This is a genomic window from Umezawaea beigongshangensis, assembly GCF_016464305.1.
Classification (GTDB): Bacteria; Actinomycetota; Actinomycetes; order Mycobacteriales; family Pseudonocardiaceae; genus Umezawaea_A; species Umezawaea_A beigongshangensis.
Window position 1 is genome coordinate 24,368 of the sequence record NZ_JAEIOJ010000017.1, and the last position, 19,697, is coordinate 44,064.

Annotated in this window: 18 protein-coding genes; 10 read left to right on the top strand and 8 right to left on the bottom strand. The window is 71.0% G+C overall.

The window, feature by feature from the left end; genetic code table 11:
- Positions 1–31 precede the first annotated feature (31 nt).
- Complete coding sequence (locus tag IMZ35_RS27765; protein ID WP_199444159.1) at positions 32–1,000, top strand: COX15/CtaA family protein; 969 nt, start codon at positions 32–34, stop codon at positions 998–1,000.
- Here IMZ35_RS27765 and IMZ35_RS27770 read toward each other — a convergent pair whose 3' ends face one another.
- The 4 genes from IMZ35_RS27770 to IMZ35_RS27785 form a co-directional block, all read right to left on the bottom strand.
- Positions 1,001–1,459, bottom strand: a complete 459-nt coding sequence (locus IMZ35_RS27770) for a GbsR/MarR family transcriptional regulator (protein ID WP_199444160.1) — start codon at positions 1,457–1,459, stop codon at positions 1,001–1,003.
- Positions 1,460–1,957: 498 nt separating this feature from the next.
- On the bottom strand, positions 1,958–2,518 hold the full coding sequence (locus IMZ35_RS27775; RefSeq protein ID WP_199444161.1) for a DUF742 domain-containing protein: 561 nt from the start codon (positions 2,516–2,518) through the stop codon (positions 1,958–1,960).
- Positions 2,519–2,526: 8 nt separating this feature from the next.
- Complete coding sequence (locus tag IMZ35_RS27780; RefSeq protein WP_199444162.1) at positions 2,527–2,970, bottom strand: roadblock/LC7 domain-containing protein; 444 nt, start codon at positions 2,968–2,970, stop codon at positions 2,527–2,529.
- Positions 2,967–5,786 (bottom strand): sensor histidine kinase, encoded by a 2,820-nt coding sequence (locus IMZ35_RS27785; protein WP_199444163.1) that lies wholly within the window; start codon positions 5,784–5,786, stop codon positions 2,967–2,969. The genes IMZ35_RS27780 and IMZ35_RS27785 overlap by 4 nt, the downstream gene beginning before the upstream one ends.
- A gap of 399 nt (positions 5,787–6,185) precedes the next feature.
- Here IMZ35_RS27785 and IMZ35_RS27790 point away from each other — a divergent pair, with 399 nt between their 5' ends.
- The gene (locus IMZ35_RS27790; protein ID WP_307868909.1) at positions 6,186–6,515 is read left to right on the top strand and encodes a DUF485 domain-containing protein; all 330 of its coding nucleotides are present in this window, start codon (positions 6,186–6,188) and stop codon (positions 6,513–6,515) included.
- 2 nt (positions 6,516–6,517) lie between these two features.
- Positions 6,518–8,104 (top strand): monocarboxylic acid transporter, encoded by a 1,587-nt coding sequence (locus IMZ35_RS27795; RefSeq protein WP_438816908.1) that lies wholly within the window; start codon positions 6,518–6,520, stop codon positions 8,102–8,104.
- A 43-nt stretch (positions 8,105–8,147) separates the two neighbouring features.
- On the opposite strand, the gene IMZ35_RS27800 is transcribed toward IMZ35_RS27795, so the two are convergent.
- Together IMZ35_RS27800 and IMZ35_RS27805 are read right to left on the bottom strand one after the other, a co-directional pair.
- On the bottom strand, positions 8,148–9,014 hold the full coding sequence (locus IMZ35_RS27800; RefSeq protein WP_199444165.1) for an ATP-grasp domain-containing protein: 867 nt from the start codon (positions 9,012–9,014) through the stop codon (positions 8,148–8,150).
- A complete protein-coding gene (locus IMZ35_RS27805) occupies positions 9,011–9,322 on the bottom strand; it encodes a hypothetical protein (protein WP_199444166.1) in 312 nt (103 codons plus the stop codon). The genes IMZ35_RS27800 and IMZ35_RS27805 overlap by 4 nt, the downstream gene beginning before the upstream one ends.
- Before the next feature lie 38 nt (positions 9,323–9,360).
- On the opposite strand from IMZ35_RS27805, the gene IMZ35_RS27810 reads away from it, so the two are divergent.
- On the top strand, positions 9,361–10,974 hold the full coding sequence (locus IMZ35_RS27810) for a DUF885 domain-containing protein (protein WP_199444167.1): 1,614 nt from the start codon (positions 9,361–9,363) through the stop codon (positions 10,972–10,974).
- Positions 10,975–11,018: 44 nt separating this feature from the next.
- Positions 11,019–11,990, top strand: coding sequence for a quinone oxidoreductase family protein (locus tag IMZ35_RS27815; protein WP_199444168.1), 972 nt, complete (start codon positions 11,019–11,021; stop codon positions 11,988–11,990).
- A gap of 48 nt (positions 11,991–12,038) precedes the next feature.
- On the opposite strand, the gene IMZ35_RS27820 is transcribed toward IMZ35_RS27815, so the two are convergent.
- The gene (locus tag IMZ35_RS27820) at positions 12,039–12,578 is read right to left on the bottom strand and encodes an FKBP-type peptidyl-prolyl cis-trans isomerase (RefSeq protein WP_199444169.1); all 540 of its coding nucleotides are present in this window, start codon (positions 12,576–12,578) and stop codon (positions 12,039–12,041) included.
- Between the two features lie 304 nt (positions 12,579–12,882).
- On the opposite strand from IMZ35_RS27820, the gene IMZ35_RS27825 reads away from it, so the two are divergent.
- The 3 genes from IMZ35_RS27825 to IMZ35_RS27835 all read left to right on the top strand — a co-directional run bounded on the left by IMZ35_RS27825 (position 12,883) and on the right by IMZ35_RS27835 (position 15,137).
- Positions 12,883–13,767, top strand: a complete 885-nt coding sequence (locus IMZ35_RS27825; protein WP_229373500.1) for a hypothetical protein — start codon at positions 12,883–12,885, stop codon at positions 13,765–13,767.
- A gap of 4 nt (positions 13,768–13,771) precedes the next feature.
- Positions 13,772–14,419 (top strand): hypothetical protein, encoded by a 648-nt coding sequence (locus tag IMZ35_RS27830; protein ID WP_229373501.1) that lies wholly within the window; start codon positions 13,772–13,774, stop codon positions 14,417–14,419.
- A 64-nt stretch (positions 14,420–14,483) separates the two neighbouring features.
- Positions 14,484–15,137 (top strand): HD domain-containing protein, encoded by a 654-nt coding sequence (locus IMZ35_RS27835; protein WP_199444171.1) that lies wholly within the window; start codon positions 14,484–14,486, stop codon positions 15,135–15,137.
- 49 nt (positions 15,138–15,186) lie between these two features.
- On the opposite strand, the gene IMZ35_RS27840 is transcribed toward IMZ35_RS27835, so the two are convergent.
- Positions 15,187–16,110: a heme o synthase gene (locus IMZ35_RS27840; RefSeq protein ID WP_199444172.1), complete on the bottom strand. Its 924-nt coding sequence runs from the start codon at positions 16,108–16,110 to the stop codon at positions 15,187–15,189.
- Positions 16,111–16,464: 354 nt separating this feature from the next.
- Between IMZ35_RS27840 and tkt the strand changes: the two genes are divergently transcribed.
- Entirely contained in the window at positions 16,465–18,561 is a 2,097-nt protein-coding gene (gene tkt / locus IMZ35_RS27845; protein ID WP_307868912.1) for a transketolase, read from the top strand.
- A 13-nt stretch (positions 18,562–18,574) separates the two neighbouring features.
- Positions 18,575–19,696: a transaldolase gene (gene tal / locus IMZ35_RS27850; RefSeq protein WP_199444174.1), complete on the top strand. Its 1,122-nt coding sequence runs from the start codon at positions 18,575–18,577 to the stop codon at positions 19,694–19,696.
- Position 19,697 lies beyond the last annotated feature (1 nt).

Sequence of the window (19,697 nt, forward strand, 5' to 3'; positions counted from 1 at the left end):
CCTCTCAGCGGCGGCGACCTACCATCGACGGGTGTCCGTTCCCCCCTGGCTGTCCACCCCCGTCCTCGCCCTGCAACGCGCGCTGGCGATCGCCGTCGTGGTCGCGCAGGGCGGCATCGCGGTCACCGGCTCCATCGTGCGCGTCACCGGCTCCGGCCTGGGCTGCCCCACGTGGCCGGAGTGCTTCGAGGGCAGCCTCACGCCGGTGGAGCACCCCGAGGTGGCGTCGCTGCACCAGTGGGTCGAGTTCGGCAACCGCACGCTGACCGGTGTCGTCGGCGTCCTCGCCGGACTGTGCGTCGTCGCCGCGCTGCTGCGCCTGCCGCGCCGCCGCCGCGTCGTCGTGCTGTCCCTGGTGCAGTTCGGCGGAGTGGTCCTGCAGGCCGTGATCGGCGGCATCACCGTTCTCACCGGACTGCTCTGGTGGACCGTGTCGGTGCACTTCCTGGTGTCGATGGGCCTGGTCTGGGCGGCCGTGCTGCTGGTCGCGTCCCTGCGCGAGGGCGACGGACCCGCCACGCCGGTCGTCCCCCGCCCCCTGCTCACCCTCCAGGTCGTCCAGGCCGCCGTCCTGGGCCTGCTGCTGCTCGCCGGAACGTTCGTCACCGCCGCCGGCCCGCACGCGGGCGACGCGGACACCCCGCGCCTGGACGCCCCCGTCGACAGCCTCGCCCAGGTCCACGCCGACCTGCTGTTCCTCTTCCTCGGGATGCTCACGGCCCTGGGCTTCGCCCTGCGCGCCACGACGTCCACCCCCGAGCTGTGGCGCAGCTACTGGATCCTGGTGGCCGTCGTCCTGGCCCAGGGAGCGCTGGGCGTGGTCCAGTACTGGACGGGCGTCCCCGAGGTCCTGGTCTCCCTGCACGTCCTGGGCGCCGGAGCCGTCGTGGTGGCGACCGCCGCCCTCTGGACGTCCTCCCGAACCCGCGAGTTGAGCGTTCAGGCACCCCGAGTGGAGCGTTCGGACACCACGAGTGGAGCGCTCACGCACTCCGCCTGATCACTTGGGCGGGTTCGGCCGCCGCTCCCACAATGGCGGAAGCTCGTCGGCGAGCCACGTGTAGAGCTGGTCCACGGTCCGCAGCCGGTGCGCGCGCTGCGGGTCGCCGCTCATCAACCGCATCCCCGACTCGGTCAGCGTCCGCACGCTCACCAGCGCGTCGAGCTTGCGCTGCACCAGGTCGGCCCACCGCTTCTCGTCCACGCGGTACTGGGCGGCCTGCCGACCTCGCCGCGTCCTCTTGGTGACCAGACCGGCGTTGACCAGGAACTTCAGGTTGGTGCTGATCGAGCCGCTGCTGGCCTCCAGCTCCTGCGACAGCTCGGCGGCCGTGCGTTCCGTCGGGTCGCACACCAGCAGGTAGCCGAGGATGCGCCCGCCGATGAGCGGAATCCCCTCCTCGGCGAAGTGCGCCGCGAAGCGCTCGACCCACGCGGACAAGCTGGTCTCACGACTCACGACGACCCCTTTTGTTCGGTCAACACTGAAAGAACAGTAGCTATACGGCCAAGCACTCACAAGATTCGCCGCGGCCCGTGACGACTCGCTGACCGGGGCACTCGTCACGGACTTCTGGTCCCCCACGTCCGCGGAGGAGGAGCTGAAGGAGGCCGCGACGCTCGTCCGCGCCGCGAAGGCCACCGCGCTGCGGCACGTGATCCGGCCGACGCCGGAGGACACCAGCGAGCGCCTGCCGCCGCACGACGTCCGCACGCCCGTCGCGCAGGGCCGCGTCACGGTGCCGCGCTTCGACGTCGAGACCTGCGAGCTGTGCCGCCGCGATGGCGTGCCGATGACGTTCTCGCGGACCACCTTCTGCGGGGAGAGCGCCTCACACGTGGTCCGCGAGCTGACCCCCGCGGCTCCAGACGTTCGACGCGTGGCTGCGCGACTCGAACGCTCCACTCGCGGTGCTCGAACGCTCCACTCGGGGTGCCTGAACGCTCCACTCGGGCGCTACAGGCGGCGGAGGCCCGCCAGGACGCGCTCCATCGTGGACATGTCGGGGGTTCCGTCCTCCTGGGGCGCGTTCTCGTGGACCACGATCAGCCCCTGCGCCGCCATGTCGCCCAGGAGGACGCGCGCCACCCCCAGCGGCAGCGACAGCAGGGAGGCCACCTCGGCCACCGAGCGGGGGTGGCGGCACAGCTCCACGACCTGGTGGTGGTCCGCCTGCACCAGGGCGCCGGGCCGGTAGCCCTCCTCCCTCGCCTGCACGAGGGTCTCGATCTCCAGCTGGAGGTCCGAGGTCGTGCGGCCGCCGGTCCAGGCGTAGGCCCGGACGGCGGCGGCCGCCTCGATCTCGGCGTCGGCGTCGGCCTGCTCCCACGCCTCGGCCGCCTCCCGCTCCTGCTGGTGGGCGCGCTCCTGCTCGACCGGAGCACGGGGCTCGTCACGCGGCTTGCGGCGCGCGCTGTCGAGCGTGAACCCGTTGAGCAGGTTGGCGAAGGTCTGCTCCGACGGCGCGGGCTCGTCCCGTCTTCTCCGGCCGTGTTCCGGCGGCCCCCCTGAGCTCATCGGTCACCTCACGCCAGAGGGTGGGCCATCTTGTGCTTCGTGCCGCGCAACTCGGCCCGGAGTTCGGGTGTGAGCATCTGGCCGACCTGGTCGACGAGCACGTTCATCTCGAACGCCACCTGGCCGACGTCGCAGTTCGGCGCGGCCAGCGTCGCGAGGCACGAGCCGTCTCGGATGGACGTGAGCAGCATGATCCCGCCCTCCATCTCCACGACGGTGCGCAGCACGGCGTCGCCGTCGAAGCACCTGGCCGCGCTGTCGGTCAGGCTGCTGACTCCCGCCGCGATGGCCGCGAGCTGCTGGGCCCTGTCGTCCGGCAACTGGTCCGAGGCCGTGAGCAGGAGTCCGTCGACCGAGATCACCACAGCGTGAGCAACTCCGGGAACGCGTTCGGTGAAGTTGGTGACCAACCAGCCGAACTGATCCACCTGCCGTGACTGGGGTGCGCTCATGAGCTCTCATCTCGATCGTCATCGGACTTCTGGACGCTGGGACGGGACGTTCCGGCCTGGAAGCTGGAGAGGAAGCCCCTGGTCCGCTCGGCGCTGCGGTGCACCGAACGGGTGTTCTCTGGCACGTTCTGAGCCGGTCGTTCAGCGAGGCTCGGCATCAGGTTGGACCGGGGCGTCCGCTTCGGCAACCCCGCCGGCGACGTGATCGGCGTCTCAACCGGCGGTTCGGGCACCACCGCGGAGTCCACCTCCCTGCTGTGACGCGGTGCCACGGAGGGCAGCAGCGGAGCCGCCAGCGGCTCCCGGCGGGGCTGGATCGCGGGCTGCCGCGGCGGCGCCGGAGGAGGCGGTGCCGCAGTCACGGGCGTGGTCACGACCGTCTTCTCGGCGCTGACCGGACGCTTCTGCTGGAACCAGCTCGACGGCAGGGCCGGCGCGGCCCTCACCGGGGCCGGCTCGGGCTCGGGCTCCGGCTCGGGCTCCGACTCCAGTTCGACGTCGCCGAACCACGACGAGGTCGCCGGCAGCTCGTCGTCCGCGAAGGTCTGGCCGCGGAAGGAGGACCAGCCGTCCTCGGACTCCACCGGCTCGGACTCCACCGACGCGGTCCCCACCGGCGCGGACCCGACCGACGCGGTCCCCACCGGTTCGGACCCCACCGGCTCGGACTCCGGCTGCCACTGCGAGACGGGCTCCGGCTCCGGCCTGCGGTGGCTCACCGGCTGACGCGCGACCTGCTGGCCGTTGAGCACGTGCTCGCCGTTGATCGGACGGTCGCCGTTCTGCGGCGACCGGGGCGCGGGCGCACCGGGCTCGGGCACGCCGGGTTCGGGCACGGCGCCCGGCGCCTTGCGCACCAGGTGACCGGGGACGCGGACCGTCGTGCGCAGGCCCTCGCGGTCGTCGCCCCCGCTGCTGAGCTGCACGACGATGCCGTGCCGGTCGGCGAGGCGCCCGACGACGAACAGACCCATCTGCCGGGAGACCGGGATCTCGACGTCGAAGGTCGCGGTGAGCTTGGCGTTGGCCTGGGCGAGTTCCTCGTCGGTCATGCCGATGCCCTGGTCGACCACCTCGACCATCACGCCGCCGCCGCGCAGCTCGCGGGCGGCCACGACGACCTTCGTGTGCGGCGGGGAGAACGCGGTGGCGTTGTCCAGCAGCTCCGCGACGAGGCGCACGAGGTCGCTGGCGGCGTAGCCGACCAGCTCCACCGGCGGCGTGGACTGCACGAGGACGCGCTGGTACTGCTCGATCTCCGAGGCTCCCGCGCGCAGCACGTCGGCCAGCGGGGCCGGCCGGTTGAAGCGCCGGGCGACCTCGGTGCCGGAGAGCACCATCAGGTTCTCGTTGTTGCGCCGCATGCGGGTCGCGAGGTGGTCGAGCTTGAAGAGGCTGGCCAGCTGCTCGGGGTCCTGCTGGTTGCGCTCCAGCTCCTCCATCAGCTTCAGCTGGCGCTCCACGAGCGTCTGGCTGCGGCGGGACATGTTCACGAAGATGTTGCGCATGTTGCCGCGCATCCCGGCCTGCTCGGAGGCGGAGCGGACGGCCTGGAGGTACACCGCGTCGAACGCCCTGGCGAGTTCGCCGAACTCCTCCCTGGTCTGCACCGGGACGGGTTCGAGGTCGATCTCGGGAGTGGTGTCGGCGCGGAAGCTCTGGACCATCTCCGGCAGCCGCCGGTCGGCGACGTCGAGCGCGGCGGTGCGCAGCGTGTTCAGCGACCGCAGGAGGTAGCGGCCGACGACGAAGCCGATGAGCACAGCGGAGAGCATCGACACGAGCAGCAGCACCGAGACGAGACCGGCCTTGTCGCTGGTGTCGCCCTGCAACCGGTTCGCGGTGGCGCTGAGCTCATCGGCGAATTGCACGCGGACCGACTCGACCAGGCGGTCGGTGGCGTTGGACATCGTCAGCCACTCCTCCGCCCCCATCGGCAGGGCGGTGTCCTCGCTGCCGGGCGTCAGGGCGAACCCGACCAGGCTCTGCCGGGCCGCCACCTGGACGCCGGTCACCCCCCGCTCCCAGCGGGTGCGCTGCTCGGGCGTGGCGATGGCCTGGAAGTCGCGCAGCTCGTCCTGGAGCCGGATGTCCGACTCCTCCAGGGCGCGCAGCTCCGCGCCGAGGAGCCTGCCGCGGGCGATGCCGGACAGGATCAGCGCCTCCTGCCGCGCGATCTGCTCGCGCGCCGCGTCGGCCTGGTGCAGCGCGTTCGCCGTGCCGGACAGCTCGGGCGTGCCGATCTGGCTGACGAGCGCCTGGTCGAAGTCCTGCAGGGCGTCGACCAGGGTGCTGTAGGCGGTCACGCCGGTGGCGACGTCGGTCTCGCCGCGCGCGATCTGGTCGCGCAGCGCGGGGAGTCCGCCGAGCTGCTCGTCGACGTCCAGGTAGCGGGAGGACGAGATGTCGCCCAGCCCCCTGGTGGCCTGCCGGATGCTCCTGACCTCGCTGACGGTGCCGTCGGTCTGGCGGATGAAGCTGCGGTACTCCGACGCGTCCGGACCTCTCCCGTCGACGCGGCGCGCGGCGACGGTGCGCTCCTCCTGGAGGTCGGTGACCAGGGGGGCGACGGTCTCGCGCAGCAGCACCAGCTGCTGCGTGCCGGCGTAGGAGTTGGCGCTCTCGACGTAGCTGCGGATCTGGAGCGCACCGGCGACGACGGCCACCAGGACCGGCACCGCGAGCACCGCGGCGAGCTTGACCGGCAGCCGCCAGTTGCGCCAGTCCGAGACGGAGCTCCAGACGAACCGGGCTCTGCCCGTGCTCGTGCGGTTGCTCGCACCCGAACCAGAAGTGGCGTGCCGTGAAAAAGCCACGCTGTGCTTACCTCCTGGGACCGCGAATGAACTTCGTCGAGCACGCCACGACACCCTCGCGATTTCTCGGGGGAGGGCGTCGCTGCGAGATCGTAAGGCAGAGAACCTGCCACTACAACGACCACCGGCGAAGAGCGCGAGATGTGACGCTGCGGAGTGCGTCGGTCACCGGACAGCGTTTATCCGATCGAGACGCCAACGACGCTTGGGCGGCGCACAGGCTGCGGTTATGCTCCGCACTCGGCTCCGCACCCGAGTGGGCTGCGCGCGGCAGCGTGCCGAGTCGAAATCTCTGGAGGGTTGATGACAAAGGCCGTGCCGCTACCGGTGGACCCTCGTGGTCCACTTCCGGCCAGGCAGGGGTTCGCCACATTCGACGAACCCGCGTCCCGCTTTCTGGTGGACGCGGAGGGAAATCCCGACTTCCCCGCGATCCAGCAGACCGAGGAGTTCAAGCTGCTCCGCCGGCGGGTGGTGCGCTTCGTCTTTCCGATGACCGCGCTGTTCCTCGTGTGGTACATGACCTACGTGCTGCTGTCGGCCTACGCCAAGGATTTCATGTCGCAGCGCGTGTTCGGAGTCGTCAACGTCGGACTGGTGCTCGGTCTGCTCCAGTTCGTGTCCACGGTGCTGATCATGCTCGGGTACTCCCGCTACGCCGCACGAGCACTGGACCCGCAGGTGGACGTGGTGCGCGAGCTCGCGGGCGCGGACGAGGAGCAGCGGTAGTCGTGGAGAGCATCGGCAACCAGGGCCTCAACCTGAGCATCTTCGCGGTCTTCGTGGCGGTCACCCTGTACGTGGTGTACCGGGTGAGCAACAGGAACGTCACGCAATCCGACTACTACACGGCGGGCAGCAGCTTCACCGGGCGTCAGAACGGCATGGCCCTGTCGGGCGACTTCCTCTCGGCCGCGTCGTTCTTGGGCATCACCGGCGGTATCGCGGTGAACGGGTACGACGGTTTTCTCTACTCCATCGGATGGGTCGTCGCCTGGCTGATCGGACTGCTGCTGATCGCGGAGGGCCTGCGCAACACCGGACGATTCACGGTCGGTGACGTGCTCGCGTTCCGGATGCGGCAGCGGCCCGTGCGCGCCGCGGCGGCCAACTCGACGCTGGTGATCTCCTTCTTCTACATGGTCGCGCAGATGGCCGGAGCCGGTGGGCTCGTGGCGCTGCTGCTCGACGTGCAGACCAAGGGCGGCCAGGCGGTCGTGATCACGGTCGTCGGCGTGATCATGGTGCTCTACGTGCTGTTCGGCGGCATGAAGGGCACCACGTGGGTGCAGATCATCAAGGCCGTGCTGCTCCTGCTGTGCGTCGTGCTGATGAGCATCTTCCTGCTGGGCAAGTTCGGGTTCAGCGTCTCGGCGCTGCTCGACAGCGGCTCGCAGAACAGCCCGCTGGGCGACGCGGTGCTCGACCCCGGGGCGAAGTACGGCCTCGACGAGACGTCCAAGCTGGACTTCGTGTCGCTGGCGCTGGCCCTCGTGCTGGGCATCGCGAGCCTGCCGCACGTGTTGATGCGCTTCTACACGGTGCCCAACGCGCGTGAAGCACGTCGCTCCGTGGTGTGGGCCACCTGGCTGATGGTCGCGTTCTACCTGTGCACGCTGGTGATCGGCTTCGGCGCGATGGCGCTGGTCGGCTCGCGCACCATCGCCCGCGCGCCCGGTGGCGAGAACTCCGCAGCGCCGCTGCTGGCGTTCGAGATCGGCGGCACGGTGCTGCTCGGCGTCGTCTGCGCGGTCGCCTTCTCCACCATCCTCGCGGTGGTCGCTGGACTGACGCTGACCGCGTCGGCGTCGTTCGCGCACGACGTCTACGCCAACGTGATCAAGCGCGGGAACGCCGATCCGCGCTCGGAGGTGCGGGTCGCCCGGCAGACCGCCGTCGTCATCGGCGTCCTGTCGATCGGCGGCGGCATCGCGGCGAACGGGCAGAACGTCGCCTCGCTGGTGGCGCTCGCGCTGGCGCTGGCCGCGTCGTCCAACCTGTCGACGATCCTGTACTCGCTGTTCTGGCGGCGCTTCAACACGCAGGGCACGCTGTGGGCGATCTACGGCGGCCTGGTCTCCTGCCTGGTGCTGATCATCTTCTCGCCGGTCGTGTCGGGCTCGCGGACGTCGATCTTCCCCGACGCGGACTTCCAGTGGTTCCCGCTGAACAACCCCGGCATCGTGTCGATCCCGCTGTCGTTCCTGCTCGGGTACGTCGGCACGCTCCTCGCCCGCGAGAAGGCCGACCCGGACAAGCAGGCCGAGATGGAGGTCCGGGCGCTGACGGGCCTGGGTTCCGGCCTGGCGCAGCACTGACGGCGACCGCGCCGGGGCGGGAACCCCCCTCCCCGGCGGCGGTCTAACGGCGGAGCGCGGCGCGGACGGCCGAGGCGAAGCGGCCGGGGGCGTCCCGGCCGGTCTGCCGGAAGCCGAGCGAGGGCTCTGCCAGCTCCAGCTCCAGCACGAGGGGGTGGCCGTCGTCGCCGGCGACGAGGTCGACGCGGGCGTAGAGCAGGTCCGCGCGCGTCAGCCCCAGCCGGTGCGCGGCCGAGTCCAGCGCGTCCTCGGCGAGACGCCGCCGCCCGGCGTCCGGAGCCGCTCCCGACAGCCGTTCCAGCACGTACAGCCCGGAGGCGTCGTGCCGGGCGTCCGGGGTGAGCATCGCGCCCTTGGTGAACGCGTGGGAGTAGACGCCGCCGAGGAACACCAGCGCGGTCTCGCCGTCCGCGTCGACGCGCTGCTGGTAGGGCTGCACCAGCGCCGTGAAGCCGCGCTCGTGCAGGTGCGCCAGGTGCGCCGCCGCCGCGTCGTGCTCGTCCGCGGCGAACCGCGCGGCGTCGCGCGAACCCGCGCCCACGGCGGGCTTCACGACGAACGGGCCCGACGGCCAGGACGCCGTCTCCCCCGGCCGCACCAGCGCGGTCGGCACGACCGGCACGCCGTCGGAGGCGAGGTCCGCCAGGTAGGACTTGTCGGTGCTCCACCGCACGGCGCGCGCCGGGTTGGCGAGGGCGGGCACGGAGTCGCACCAGGCGAGGAACTCGTCACGGCGCTCGACGTAGTCCCAGGGAGCGCGCAGCACCACGAGGTCGGCCGCGTCGCACGGGTCGCGGTCCCACACGAACCACCGCGCGGTCACACCGAGGTCGGCGAGCGCGGGCAGCAGGGCGTCGTCGTCGCCGTCGCCGGTCGGCTGCGCAGCGCAGGCGGCGAGGAGGACCTTCACCGCCGGGACGCGAGGGGGCCGGCCATCCTGCGCCGGTGCTCCGGGCCGATGGTGATCAGCTCGGAGGTCTCGCGGTCCCACTCGGCGAGCTCCAGTTCGGGCACGGCGGCGACGACGGCCTCGGCGGTGCCGGGGTCGGTGACGAACACGTCGCCCATCGCCCCGTCGGCGCCCACGAGCACGATCCGGGCACCGGCACGCCCCACGTTCTCCACCACGGCCCGGCCCGACTCGCCGTGCTCGGCCACGAAGCGCGAGGCGGCCTTCACGGCCTTCGCGGGAACTCGAACTTCCTTGTCCTCAGCCACGCCGACCACCATAGGCGGAACGGGTAGCTTTCGTTGACGTGACCGATGACACGACTGCGCCTGCCCTCGTCGGCGAGTTCCTGACCTGGTACTTCGACGCGCTCCCGGCCCGTGCCGCCGCCCTCGGATCGACCGGGCACGACTCCACGCTCGGCGACTTCAGCGCCTCCGGGTTCACCCGGTTCGAGCGCGACGCGGGGAGGTGGCTGGACCGGTTCGCCGCCGTCGACGCGCACGGCCTGCCGCTGGAGGACTCGGTGGACCGGGACCTGGTGCTCGCCGTGCTGCGGGGCGAACGGGCGCGGGCGTCGTGGCCGGACTGGCGGCGCGACCCGACGACCTACACCTCGACGATCCTCACCGCCCCTCTCGTGACGTTCCTGCACCGGCTGCGTCCGGAGCCCGAACTGGTGGACTCCGTCGTCGCCCGGCTGGCGGAGGTGCCCGCGGTGCTGGCCGCCGCGAAGGAGAACCTGGACCCGGACCTCGCCGCGCCGAAGATCGTGCGGCGCGGAGCGGAGCAGGCGAGGGCCGCGCGCGGCTACCTGACCGGCGCGCTGCCGCAGGAGGTGACCGACGACGCGCTGCGCGTCCGGCTGGCCGAGGCCGGTGAGGTGGCCGCGGCGGCGTTCGACGACTTCACGGCGTTCCTCGACGGGTTCGCCGAGCGGGCTCGCGGCGACTGGCGGATGGGCGAGGAGCTGTACTCCACGCTGCTGGTCGAGCACGAGGTGCTCGGCTACGGCGCGGGCGAGCTGCACGAGCGGGGCCGTGCGGCGTACGCCGAGCTGGAGGCCGAGATGCGCTCGCTGGCCGGGACGCACGACTGGCACTCGGTGATGCGCGAGTTGCAGGCCGACCACCCGCCGACCCTGGAGGCGATGCGCGCGGAGTACGAGGCGGAGACCGCGCGGGCGCGGGAGTTCCTGGTGGAGCACGACCTGGTGAGCTTCGCCGAGGGCGAGCGCTGCCTGGTCGTGCCCTCCCCGGTGTTCCAGCGGCCCGTGCTGTCGGTCGCGTCCTACCTGCAACCGGCGCCGCTGAGCGCGGGGCGCACCGGTCACTTCTTCGTGCCCCACACCCCGGAGCACTTCACCCCGGAGCAGGTGCGGCAGCGGCTGGCCACCAACTCCCGCAGCCAGCTCGCCACGATCGCCGTGCACGAGGCGTACCCCGGCCACCACTGGCACCTGTCGTGGCTCGCCGCGCAGGACCGCGTGGTGCGCAAGGTGTTCCGCACGCCGTACTTCTCCGAGGGCTGGGCGCTCTACGCGGAGAAGCTGCTGCGCGAGGAGGGCTACTTCACCGAGCGGGCGCAGGAGCTCGCGCACGTGGAGGCCAGGCTGTTCCGGGCGGCGCGGATGATCGTGGACACCGCCCTGCACTGCGGCGACATGACGCCGGAGCAGGCCGAGGAGTTCATGTCCACGAAGACCTCCCTCACGCCGGGCACCGCGGTGGGCGAGGTCACCCGGTACTGCGCGTGGCCGACGCAGGCCCCGTCGTACCTGACGGGCGCGCTGGAGATCGACCGCATCCGCGCGGACTACCTGGCCGCCGGACGTGGCACGCTGCGCGAGTTCCACGACGTGATCGCCGGATCGGGCGCGCTGCCGCTCGGTCTGGCCCGTCGCGTCGCGCTGGGCCGCTGAGGCGTCCCGGCGGGGACGACAACGGACGGAAGGACGGAAGATCCATGCCCGATGCTGTGCTCGTGCGCTCCACCGGTGGACCGGAGGTGCTCCAGATCGCGCGGGTCGACGCGCGCGAACCGGGGCGGGGCGAGGTGCTGGTCGACGTCGCCGCCAGCGGTGTGAACTACATCGACACCTACCAGCGCCAGGGCCTCTACCCGCGCGAACTCCCGTTCGTGCCCGGTCTGGAGGGCGCAGGGCGGATCAGCGCGCTCGGCGAGGGCGTGACGGACCTCGCGGTCGGCGACCGGGTCGCCTGGTCCGGCGTGCCGGGCGGGTACGCCCAGCAGGCCGTGGTCCCGGCGGTCGAGGCGGTGCGCGTCCCCGACGGGGTGGACGACGAGACCGCCGCCGCCGCGATGCTGCAGGGGCTCACCGCGCACTACCTGGTGAACTCGACCCACCGGGTCAACGTGGGCGACACCGTGCTGGTGCACGCCGCCGCGGGTGGGGTCGGGCTGCTGCTGGTGCAGTGGGCGAGGGCCAAGGGCGCGCGGGTGATCGGCACCGTGTCCACCGCCGAGAAGGAGGCGCTGGCCCGCGAGGCGGGCGCGGACGAGGTGATCCGCTACACCGAGGTCGACTTCGCGCCCGAGGTGCGGCGGCTCACCGGTGGCCGGGGCGTCGACGTGGTGTACGACGGGGTCGGCGCCGACACGTTCGACGGCAGCCTCGCCAGCGTGCGTCCGCGCGGCATCCTCGTGCTGTTCGGCGCGGCCAGCGGCCCGGTGCCGCCGTTCGACCCGCAACGGCTCAACGCCGCGGGATCGGTGTACCTGACCAGGCCCAGCACCGCGCCGTACACCGCCACCCGCGAGGAGCTGGAGTGGCGGGCGACCGAGCTGTTCGAGGCGATGGCCGACGGCACGCTGACCGTCCGGATCGGGGGCCGCTACCCGCTGGCCGAGGCCGGCCGGGCCCACGAGGACCTCCAGGCCCGGCGCACGACCGGCAAGCTCCTCCTGCTCCCCTGACCCCCCGGCGTGGCTTCCGCGGCCTGCCGCGGAAGCCACGCGGCGGAGTCACGCCGCGGGGGTGACCTTCACCGCGTCGATCACGAACACCAGGGTCTCGTTCGGCTTGATGCCGTTGCCGCCCTTGCCGTAGCCCTTCTGCGGCGGAACCACCAGCAGCCTGCGGCCACCCTCCTTCATGCCGACCAGGCCCTCGTTCCAGCCGTCGATCACGCCCGCCTGGCCGACGTTCTCCACGTCGAAGGTCTGGCCGCGGTCGAACGAGCCGTCCTTCTCGACGCCGTCGGAGAACGTGACGAGCTGGTAGTTCACCGTGGCCGTCGAGCCGGCGACGACCTCGGCCCCGGTTCCGGGGGTCAGGTCCTCGCTCACCAGTTCCGACGACGGAGCGCACTTCGGGACGGTGATCTTCGGCTTCTCGCCGAACGCGCCCTCGACCGCGAAGTCCGCCGCGGTGCACGCGGGCAGCGCGACCGCGGCGCTGGACGAGGTCGGGGCGGGTGCCGGGGAGGACGTCTCGGACTGGCTGCACGCGGTGGCGGCGAGACCGAGGGAGAGCAGGGAGACCAGAAGCGGAGTGCTGCGCATGACACACGACCCTAGGCGTTGGCGTCTCCCCGATGGCCGCCCACCCCCGAGGTGAATTTATCGCCAATTGGTCAAACTGTCGGTTCCCTATTTCCCGCATCTCCAGTACCGTGTTACTCCGCGCACTCGGGCGAGCACCAAGTGCATTCGCCCGTTCGAGTGCGGACCAAGGAGGTGACCCGTGTCGGCGGACGCCCGTGGCATCCGCACCAACCCGATCCAGGAGCTCTTCTGGACCCGAACAGGCTTGCTCCTGCTCATTCTCGTCGTCACCGCTGGAACGTGCTTGACGATTTCCAGCGGTATGGAATCCGGAACGCTCAAGAACGTTCTCGGCTCGGTGGGGACCGGAACGCTGATCTCCGCGGTCGTGAGCTTCTGGCAGACCATCATCACCAGTGCCGCCGCGCAGCGCGCGCTCGTGGCACCGGTCGTCGAGGAGAGCCGCAGAGCACTGCGGAACCTCAGCGCCGAGTACCGGGCGCTCGACCGCGAGTTCTTCCCCAGCGACGTGTTCGAGCCCACCGCCACACCGGACCCGGCGTTCAACCAGAAGCTGATGGCCGACCTGGAACGCACCCGGCTGTACTGCTTCCGAGGCTTCTCCGGCAGGTACGCGGCCTGCCGGATGCTGCTGGCGCACTCGGAGTGCGAGGTGAGGGTCGTGCTCGCCGACCCCCGCGACGACGAGGCGATCAGCGGACGCGCCCGCTACACGTTGCGCAACGAGGGCGTCGAGAGCAACTACGGCAGCGTCCAGGCCCGGCTCAAGGACGAGATCGGAATCGGACTCGTCGGGCTGTACCTGGCACGCGCGCGGTCCCGCCTGATCGACGTCACCGTCGTTCCCGATCCGCCGCTGGAGCGTCTGGAACTGTTCGACGACAGCTGCTGGCTGTCGCTCTACAGCAACACCAGCGCCGGAGTCGTCCGGCTCCACCCGCGCACGCTCCGCTTCACCGAGGGGTCCTTCGTCTACGGCGTGGAGCGGGCCGAGTTCCTTCGCATCAGCAGTTCTCGGTACGGCCAGCACTTCACCATCCACCCGAACACGAGTACCGACGACTTCTTCGCGCTGTACGAGAAGATCACCGGCTCCCCGCTCGACGAAAAAAGATTCCACACACTGGAGAACAAATTCCACACCTTCCGCCTGGAATTCTCCCGGGCCGCTCAGTTGAGGAGCTGATGAGTTGCAGATCGAGTTCACCGGGTTGCCGACCCTGAGCGAGCTCGCCGCGAGCGTCGGACACGTCCGGAAGCCGATCGCCGAGCACTGGTCGGAGGTGGACGTGCGGTTCCGGGACTGGGCGAGCAGGCCGGCGCTGCGCGTCGAACTGCGCACGTACCTGCGGGCGCTGTCGGTCGAGCAGGCCGCGCGGGTGCGCGAGCGGTCGCGCGAGACGACCACGCACTTCGCCTGGTGCCTGCGCGACGAGCCCGGAGAGGCGTTCACCTTCTGGCTGCACGAGTACAAACCGCAGCGCGACTGGAGACCCGGCTACGCCGACTCCGTGCACAACCACCGCTACCACTTCTCCACGACCATCGTCAGCGGTTCCTACCTGCACGAGCGGTTCGGCGTCCGGCTGGGCCCCGCGGGCAGGTCGGTGCTCTCGGCGCGGCTGGAGCGCGGTGCCGAGTGCCGCGCCGGCACCGCGGGTTCGCTGCTCGCGCACGAGTTCCACCGCATCCCGCGGGCCGCGGACGGCACCCTCACGTTCCTGGTGAAGTCCCGCGCGGTGATGCCCTGGAGCCTGTCGTTCGACCCCGGCACCGCGACCAGCCACCGGCACGTGCCGGTCGAGATGCGGCTGGAGGAACTGACGAACCAGCTCTGAAGCGGAGGTAGGACTCCGGCGCACGCGCCTAGCATCGCCCCACCCGAGTTGGGAGGGGTTTCTGATGCGTGTGCAGCAGAGGACCGTGTCCAGGACCGTCGTGGACGACGTGGAGGTGCGGGTGAGGCGGATGTGCCTGCGCCTGGCGGCCGATCTCCAGTTCCACGGCTGGCACCACGTCGAGTTCGTGCGCGACAACGCCGTGCGCTTCGCCCGCCGCAACGGCTCCGACGCCGCGGTGGTGGAGACCGCGGCGCTGGTGCACGACGTGAACTACGTCGTGCGCCGCAACTCGCTGCCGGTGGACGGCCGCGAGCTGAGGATGGACGTGCTGCGCCGAGCCGGTGTCGAACCGGCGACCGCGGAGTGGATCGACGAGATCGTGGAGGAGGCGGAGATGCGGACGCGCCACCGCGACATCTCCGCGGAGGCGCAGGCGCTGTCCGACGCCGACACGCTGTTCAAGGCGCTGCCGGTGACACCGGTGATGCTCGCTCCGCGCTACCTCGCCGAGAACGGCCTGAGCCTGCGCGAGCTCGCCACGAAGATCGTCGGCGAGCAGAGCGGGCCTCACGAGCAGGGCTTCTACTTCTACGACCCGGAGGCCGCCGCCACGTACTCGCGCTGGGCGACGGCCAACCTGGAGCTGTGGCGGTGCATCGTGGAGTCGCTGGACGACCCGACGGTGGAGAACCTGCTCAGCGTCCTGCCGGCCTGAGGCCGCGGGCACCGCGCGGGGACGGCTCGCGCCGCCCCGCGCGGGGACGTCAGAAGGGCCAGCCCAGGACCGGCCGGCCGACCACGGCGTCCACGGCGAGACCGACGAACACCAGCATCAGGTAGGTGTTCGACATGTGGAAGAACTTCATCGTGTTGGTCGAGCCGCCGCCGCGGACCACGCCGTGCAGGCGGTGGGCGAACACCGCGAACCACACGCCCGACAGCGCGGCGACCGCCACGTAGATCCAGCTCGTCACCGGGAACAGCAGGAGGCTGCACACCACGGTCACCCAGGAGTAGATGACGATCTGCCTGGTCACCTGCTGGGCGGTGGCGACCACGGGCAGCATCGGCACGCCGGCCGCCGCGTAGTCCTCCTTGAACTTCATCGCCAGCGCCCACGTGTGCGGCGGGGTCCAGAAGAAGATGACGCCGAACATGACCAGCGCGGGCCAGCTCACGGTGCCGGTGACGGCCGACCAGCCGATGACGACGGGCATGCAGCCCGCCATGCCGCCCCAGATGATGTTCTGCGAGGTCCGCCGCTTGAGGAACAGCGTGTAGACGAAGATGTAGAACAGGATCGTGGCCACGGCGAACACCGCGGACATCAGGTTCGTGGTGATCCACAGGAACGCGAACGACATGATGCCCAGCACCACGCCGAAGACCAGCGCGTTGCGCGGTGGCACGGTGTTGCGGGCCAGCGGGCGGGCCGAGGTCCGCTTCATCACCGAGTCGATGTCGGCGTCGATGTAGCAGTTGAGCGCGTTGGCGCTGCCCGCGGCGAGCGTGCCGCCGGTGAGCGTGCACGCGATCAGCCACAGCGGCGGCATGCCGCGGGCGGCCAGGAGCATCGCCGGGATGGTGGTGATGAGCAGCAGTTCGATGACCCGCGGCTTCGTCAGCGCCACGTACGCGCCGACGACCTGCCGGGGCGTGCGCGCCGGCGCCTCCACAACCGCACTCATCGCTGGGGAGCTCCTCGTCGCGTCGCTGGAGAGAATCGTCCGGAGCGTGTACTCCTCACCCGAACCGGGTACTGATGGTAATCGGGAGTCCGCAGCTCAGCCTCTCGGGGTACTGCTGTGACCTGCACGGCATTCCGCGCGAGCGGTGTGCCGACACGCACAGGCCGGCCGTCGCCCTGCGGATCACGTGGCGTGCGCCACGGGACTAGGCTGACTGGTGGACGAGGGAAAAACCGCGGGTCGGACCGGACGGCAGGCGTCGCAATCCACGGGTCATCGGTATCGATCGAGATGATGCGTGCGACACCACGGACTCCGGAGGCGGCCCGCCTACGTGAGAGTGGAGCTGTGTCCGTGTCCGTCACCGACGACATCACCCGGTTGACCGAGGCCCACCTGCCCGACGACTGGACCGAGCTCGACGAGCGCGCGGTCGACACCGCGCGCGTCCTCGCCGCTGACGCGGTGCAGAAGGTCGGCAACGGTCACCCCGGTACGGCGATGAGCCTGGCGCCCGTCGCCTACACCCTGTTCCAGCGCGTCATGCGGCACGACCCGGCGGACGCCGACTGGATCGGTCGCGACCGCTTCGTGCTGTCCGCCGGTCACTCCAGCCTGACGCTCTACATCCAGCTGTTCCTGTCCGGCTACGGCCTGGAGCTCGACGACCTCAAGGCGCTGCGGACCTGGGGGTCGCGCACGCCGGGTCACCCCGAGCACCGGCACACCCCCGGCGTCGAGATCACCACCGGCCCGCTGGGCCAGGGTCTCGCCTCCGCCGTGGGCATGGCCGCCGGAGCCCGCCGCGAGCGCGGCCTGTTCGACCCGGACGCGCCCGTCGGCGAGAGCCCCTTCGACCACGACATCTTCGTCATCGCCTCCGACGGCGACATCGAGGAGGGCGTGACGGCCGAGGCGTCGTCCTTCGCCGGGCACCAGAAGCTCGGCAACCTCACGGTGATCTACGACGACAACAAGATCTCGATCGAGGACGACACCGCGATCGCCCTCAGCGAGGACACCGCCAAGCGCTACGAGGCGTACGGCTGGCACGTGCAGGTCGTCGAGGGCGGCGAGAACGTCACGGGCGTCCTGGAGGCCCTGAAGGCCGCCAAGGCGGAGACCGAGCGTCCCTCGTTCGTCCTGCTGCGCACGATCATCGGCTACCCGGCGCCCACCAAGATGAACACGGGCAAGGCGCACGGCGCCGCGCTGGGCGAGGACGAGATCGCCGAGGTCAAGAAGGTCCTGGGCTTCGACCCGGAGCGGACCTTCCAGGTCGACGAGGACGTCCTCGCACACGCCCGCGAGGTGATCGGGCGCGGCGAGCGCGCGAAGGCCGAGTGGCAGAAGAAGTTCGACGCGTGGGTGCAGGCGAACCCGGAGCGCAAGGCGCTGCTGGACCGCATGAACAACCGCGAGCTGCCCGAGGGCTGGGTGGACGCGCTGCCGAAGTGGGACGTCGACCCCAAGGGCGTCGCGACCCGCAAGGCATCCGGTGAGGTGCTCAACGCGCTCGGCCCGATCCTGCCGGAGCTGTGGGGCGGTTCGGCCGACCTGGCCGAGAGCAACAACACGACGATCAAGGGCGCCGACTCGTTCGGCCCGTCCGACACCTCCACGAAGGAGTGGAGCGCGAACCCGTACGGGCGCACGCTGCACTTCGGCGTCCGCGAGCACGCGATGGGCTCGATCCTCAACGGCATCGCGCTGCACGGCCCCACCCGCCCCTACGGCGGCACGTTCCTGGTGTTCTCCGACTACATGCGCCCGGCGGTCCGCCTGGCCGCGCTGATGAAGTCCCCGGTCACCTACGTGTGGACCCACGACTCCATCGGCCTGGGCGAGGACGGCCCGACGCACCAGCCGGTCGAGCACCTCGCCGCGCTGCGCGCCATCCCCGGCCTGTCCGTGGTCCGTCCCGGCGACGCGAACGAGACCGCGGCCGCCTGGAAGGCGCGCATGGAGCGCCTGGAGGGCCCGATCGGCCTGGCGCTGACCCGGCAGAACCTCCCCGTCCTGGAGGGCACGTCCTACGAGGGCGTCGCGAAGGGCGGCTACGTGCTGGCCGACGCCGGCAACGGCGAGCCCGAGCTGGTGCTCGTCGCCACGGGCTCCGAGCTGCAGATCGCCGTCGAGGCGCGGAAGGTCCTGGAGGCCGAGGGCGTTGCAACCCGTGTGGTCTCCATGCCGTGCGTCGAGTGGTTCGACGAGCAGGACGAGGCGTACCGCCAGCAGGTGATCCCGCCTTCGGTGAAGGCGCGGGTCGCGGTGGAGGCGGGCATCGCCCAGCCGTGGCACCGCTTCGTCGGCGACGCCGGTGAGATCATCTCCATCGAGCACTTCGGCGCTTCCGCCGATTACCAGACGCTCTTCCGCGAGTTCGGCTTCACCACCGAGAACGTCGTCGCCGCGGCGCGGCGCTCCATCGCGCGAGCAGCCCAGAAGTAAGGGAGACGTACCTGTGACCTCCAAGTCCCCGCTGGCCGCGCTGAGCGAGGCCGGTGTCTCCATCTGGTTGGACGACCTGTCCCGCGAGCGGCTGAACAGCGGCAACCTCGCCTCGCTGATCGCCGACAAGAACGTGGTGGGCGTGACCACCAACCCGACGATCTTCGCGACCGCCCTGTCCAGGGGCGAGGCCTACGACCAGCAGGTCCGCGAGCTGGCCGAGCGCGGCGCCGACGTGCACGCCGCCGTCCGCGAGATCACGACCAGCGACGTGCGCCACGCGTGCGACCTGTTCCGCGACATCCACGACCGCACCAGCGGGGTGGACGGCCGCGTCTCGATCGAGGTCGACCCCAGGCTGGCCCGCGACGGCGAGAAGACCGCCGCCGAGGCGCTCGACCTGTGGAAGACCGTCGACCGTCCCAACGTGATGGTCAAGATCCCCGGCACCGTCGAGGGTCTGCCCGCCATCACCCGCACCCTCGCCGAGGGCGTCAGCGTGAACGTGACGCTGATCTTCTCCACCGACCGCTACCGCGACGTGATGGAGGCGTTCGTCGCGGGTCTGGAGCAGGCGAAGGCCAACGGCCACGACCTGTCCACGATCCACTCGGTGGCGTCGTTCTTCGTCTCCCGCGTCGACAGCGAGATCGACAAGCGGCTGGAGGCGATCGGCACCCCGGAGGCGGCCGAGCTGCGCGGCAAGGCCGCCATCGCCAACGCCGTGCTGGCGTACGCCGCCTACGAGGAGACCTTCACCGGCCCGCGCTGGGAGGCGCTGGTCGCCGACGGTGCTCGCGCGCAGCGTCCGCTGTGGGCCTCCACCGGCGTGAAGGACCCGAACTACTCCGACACCCGCTACGTCGACCAGCTCGTCGTGGACGGCGTGGTCAACACGATGCCGGAGAAGACCCTCGACGCGGTCGCCGACCACGGCGAGATCACCGGCGACACCGTCAGCGGCAGGGCCGAGGAGGCGCAGGGCGTCTTCGACGACCTGCTCGCCGCCGGTGTGGACCTCGACGACGTGTTCGCCGCGCTGGAGCACGAGGGCGTGGAGAAGTTCGAGAAGTCCTGGGCCGAGCTGCTGGAGACGGTCAAGGGCCAGCTCGACGATGCGAAGGGCCAGAACTGAC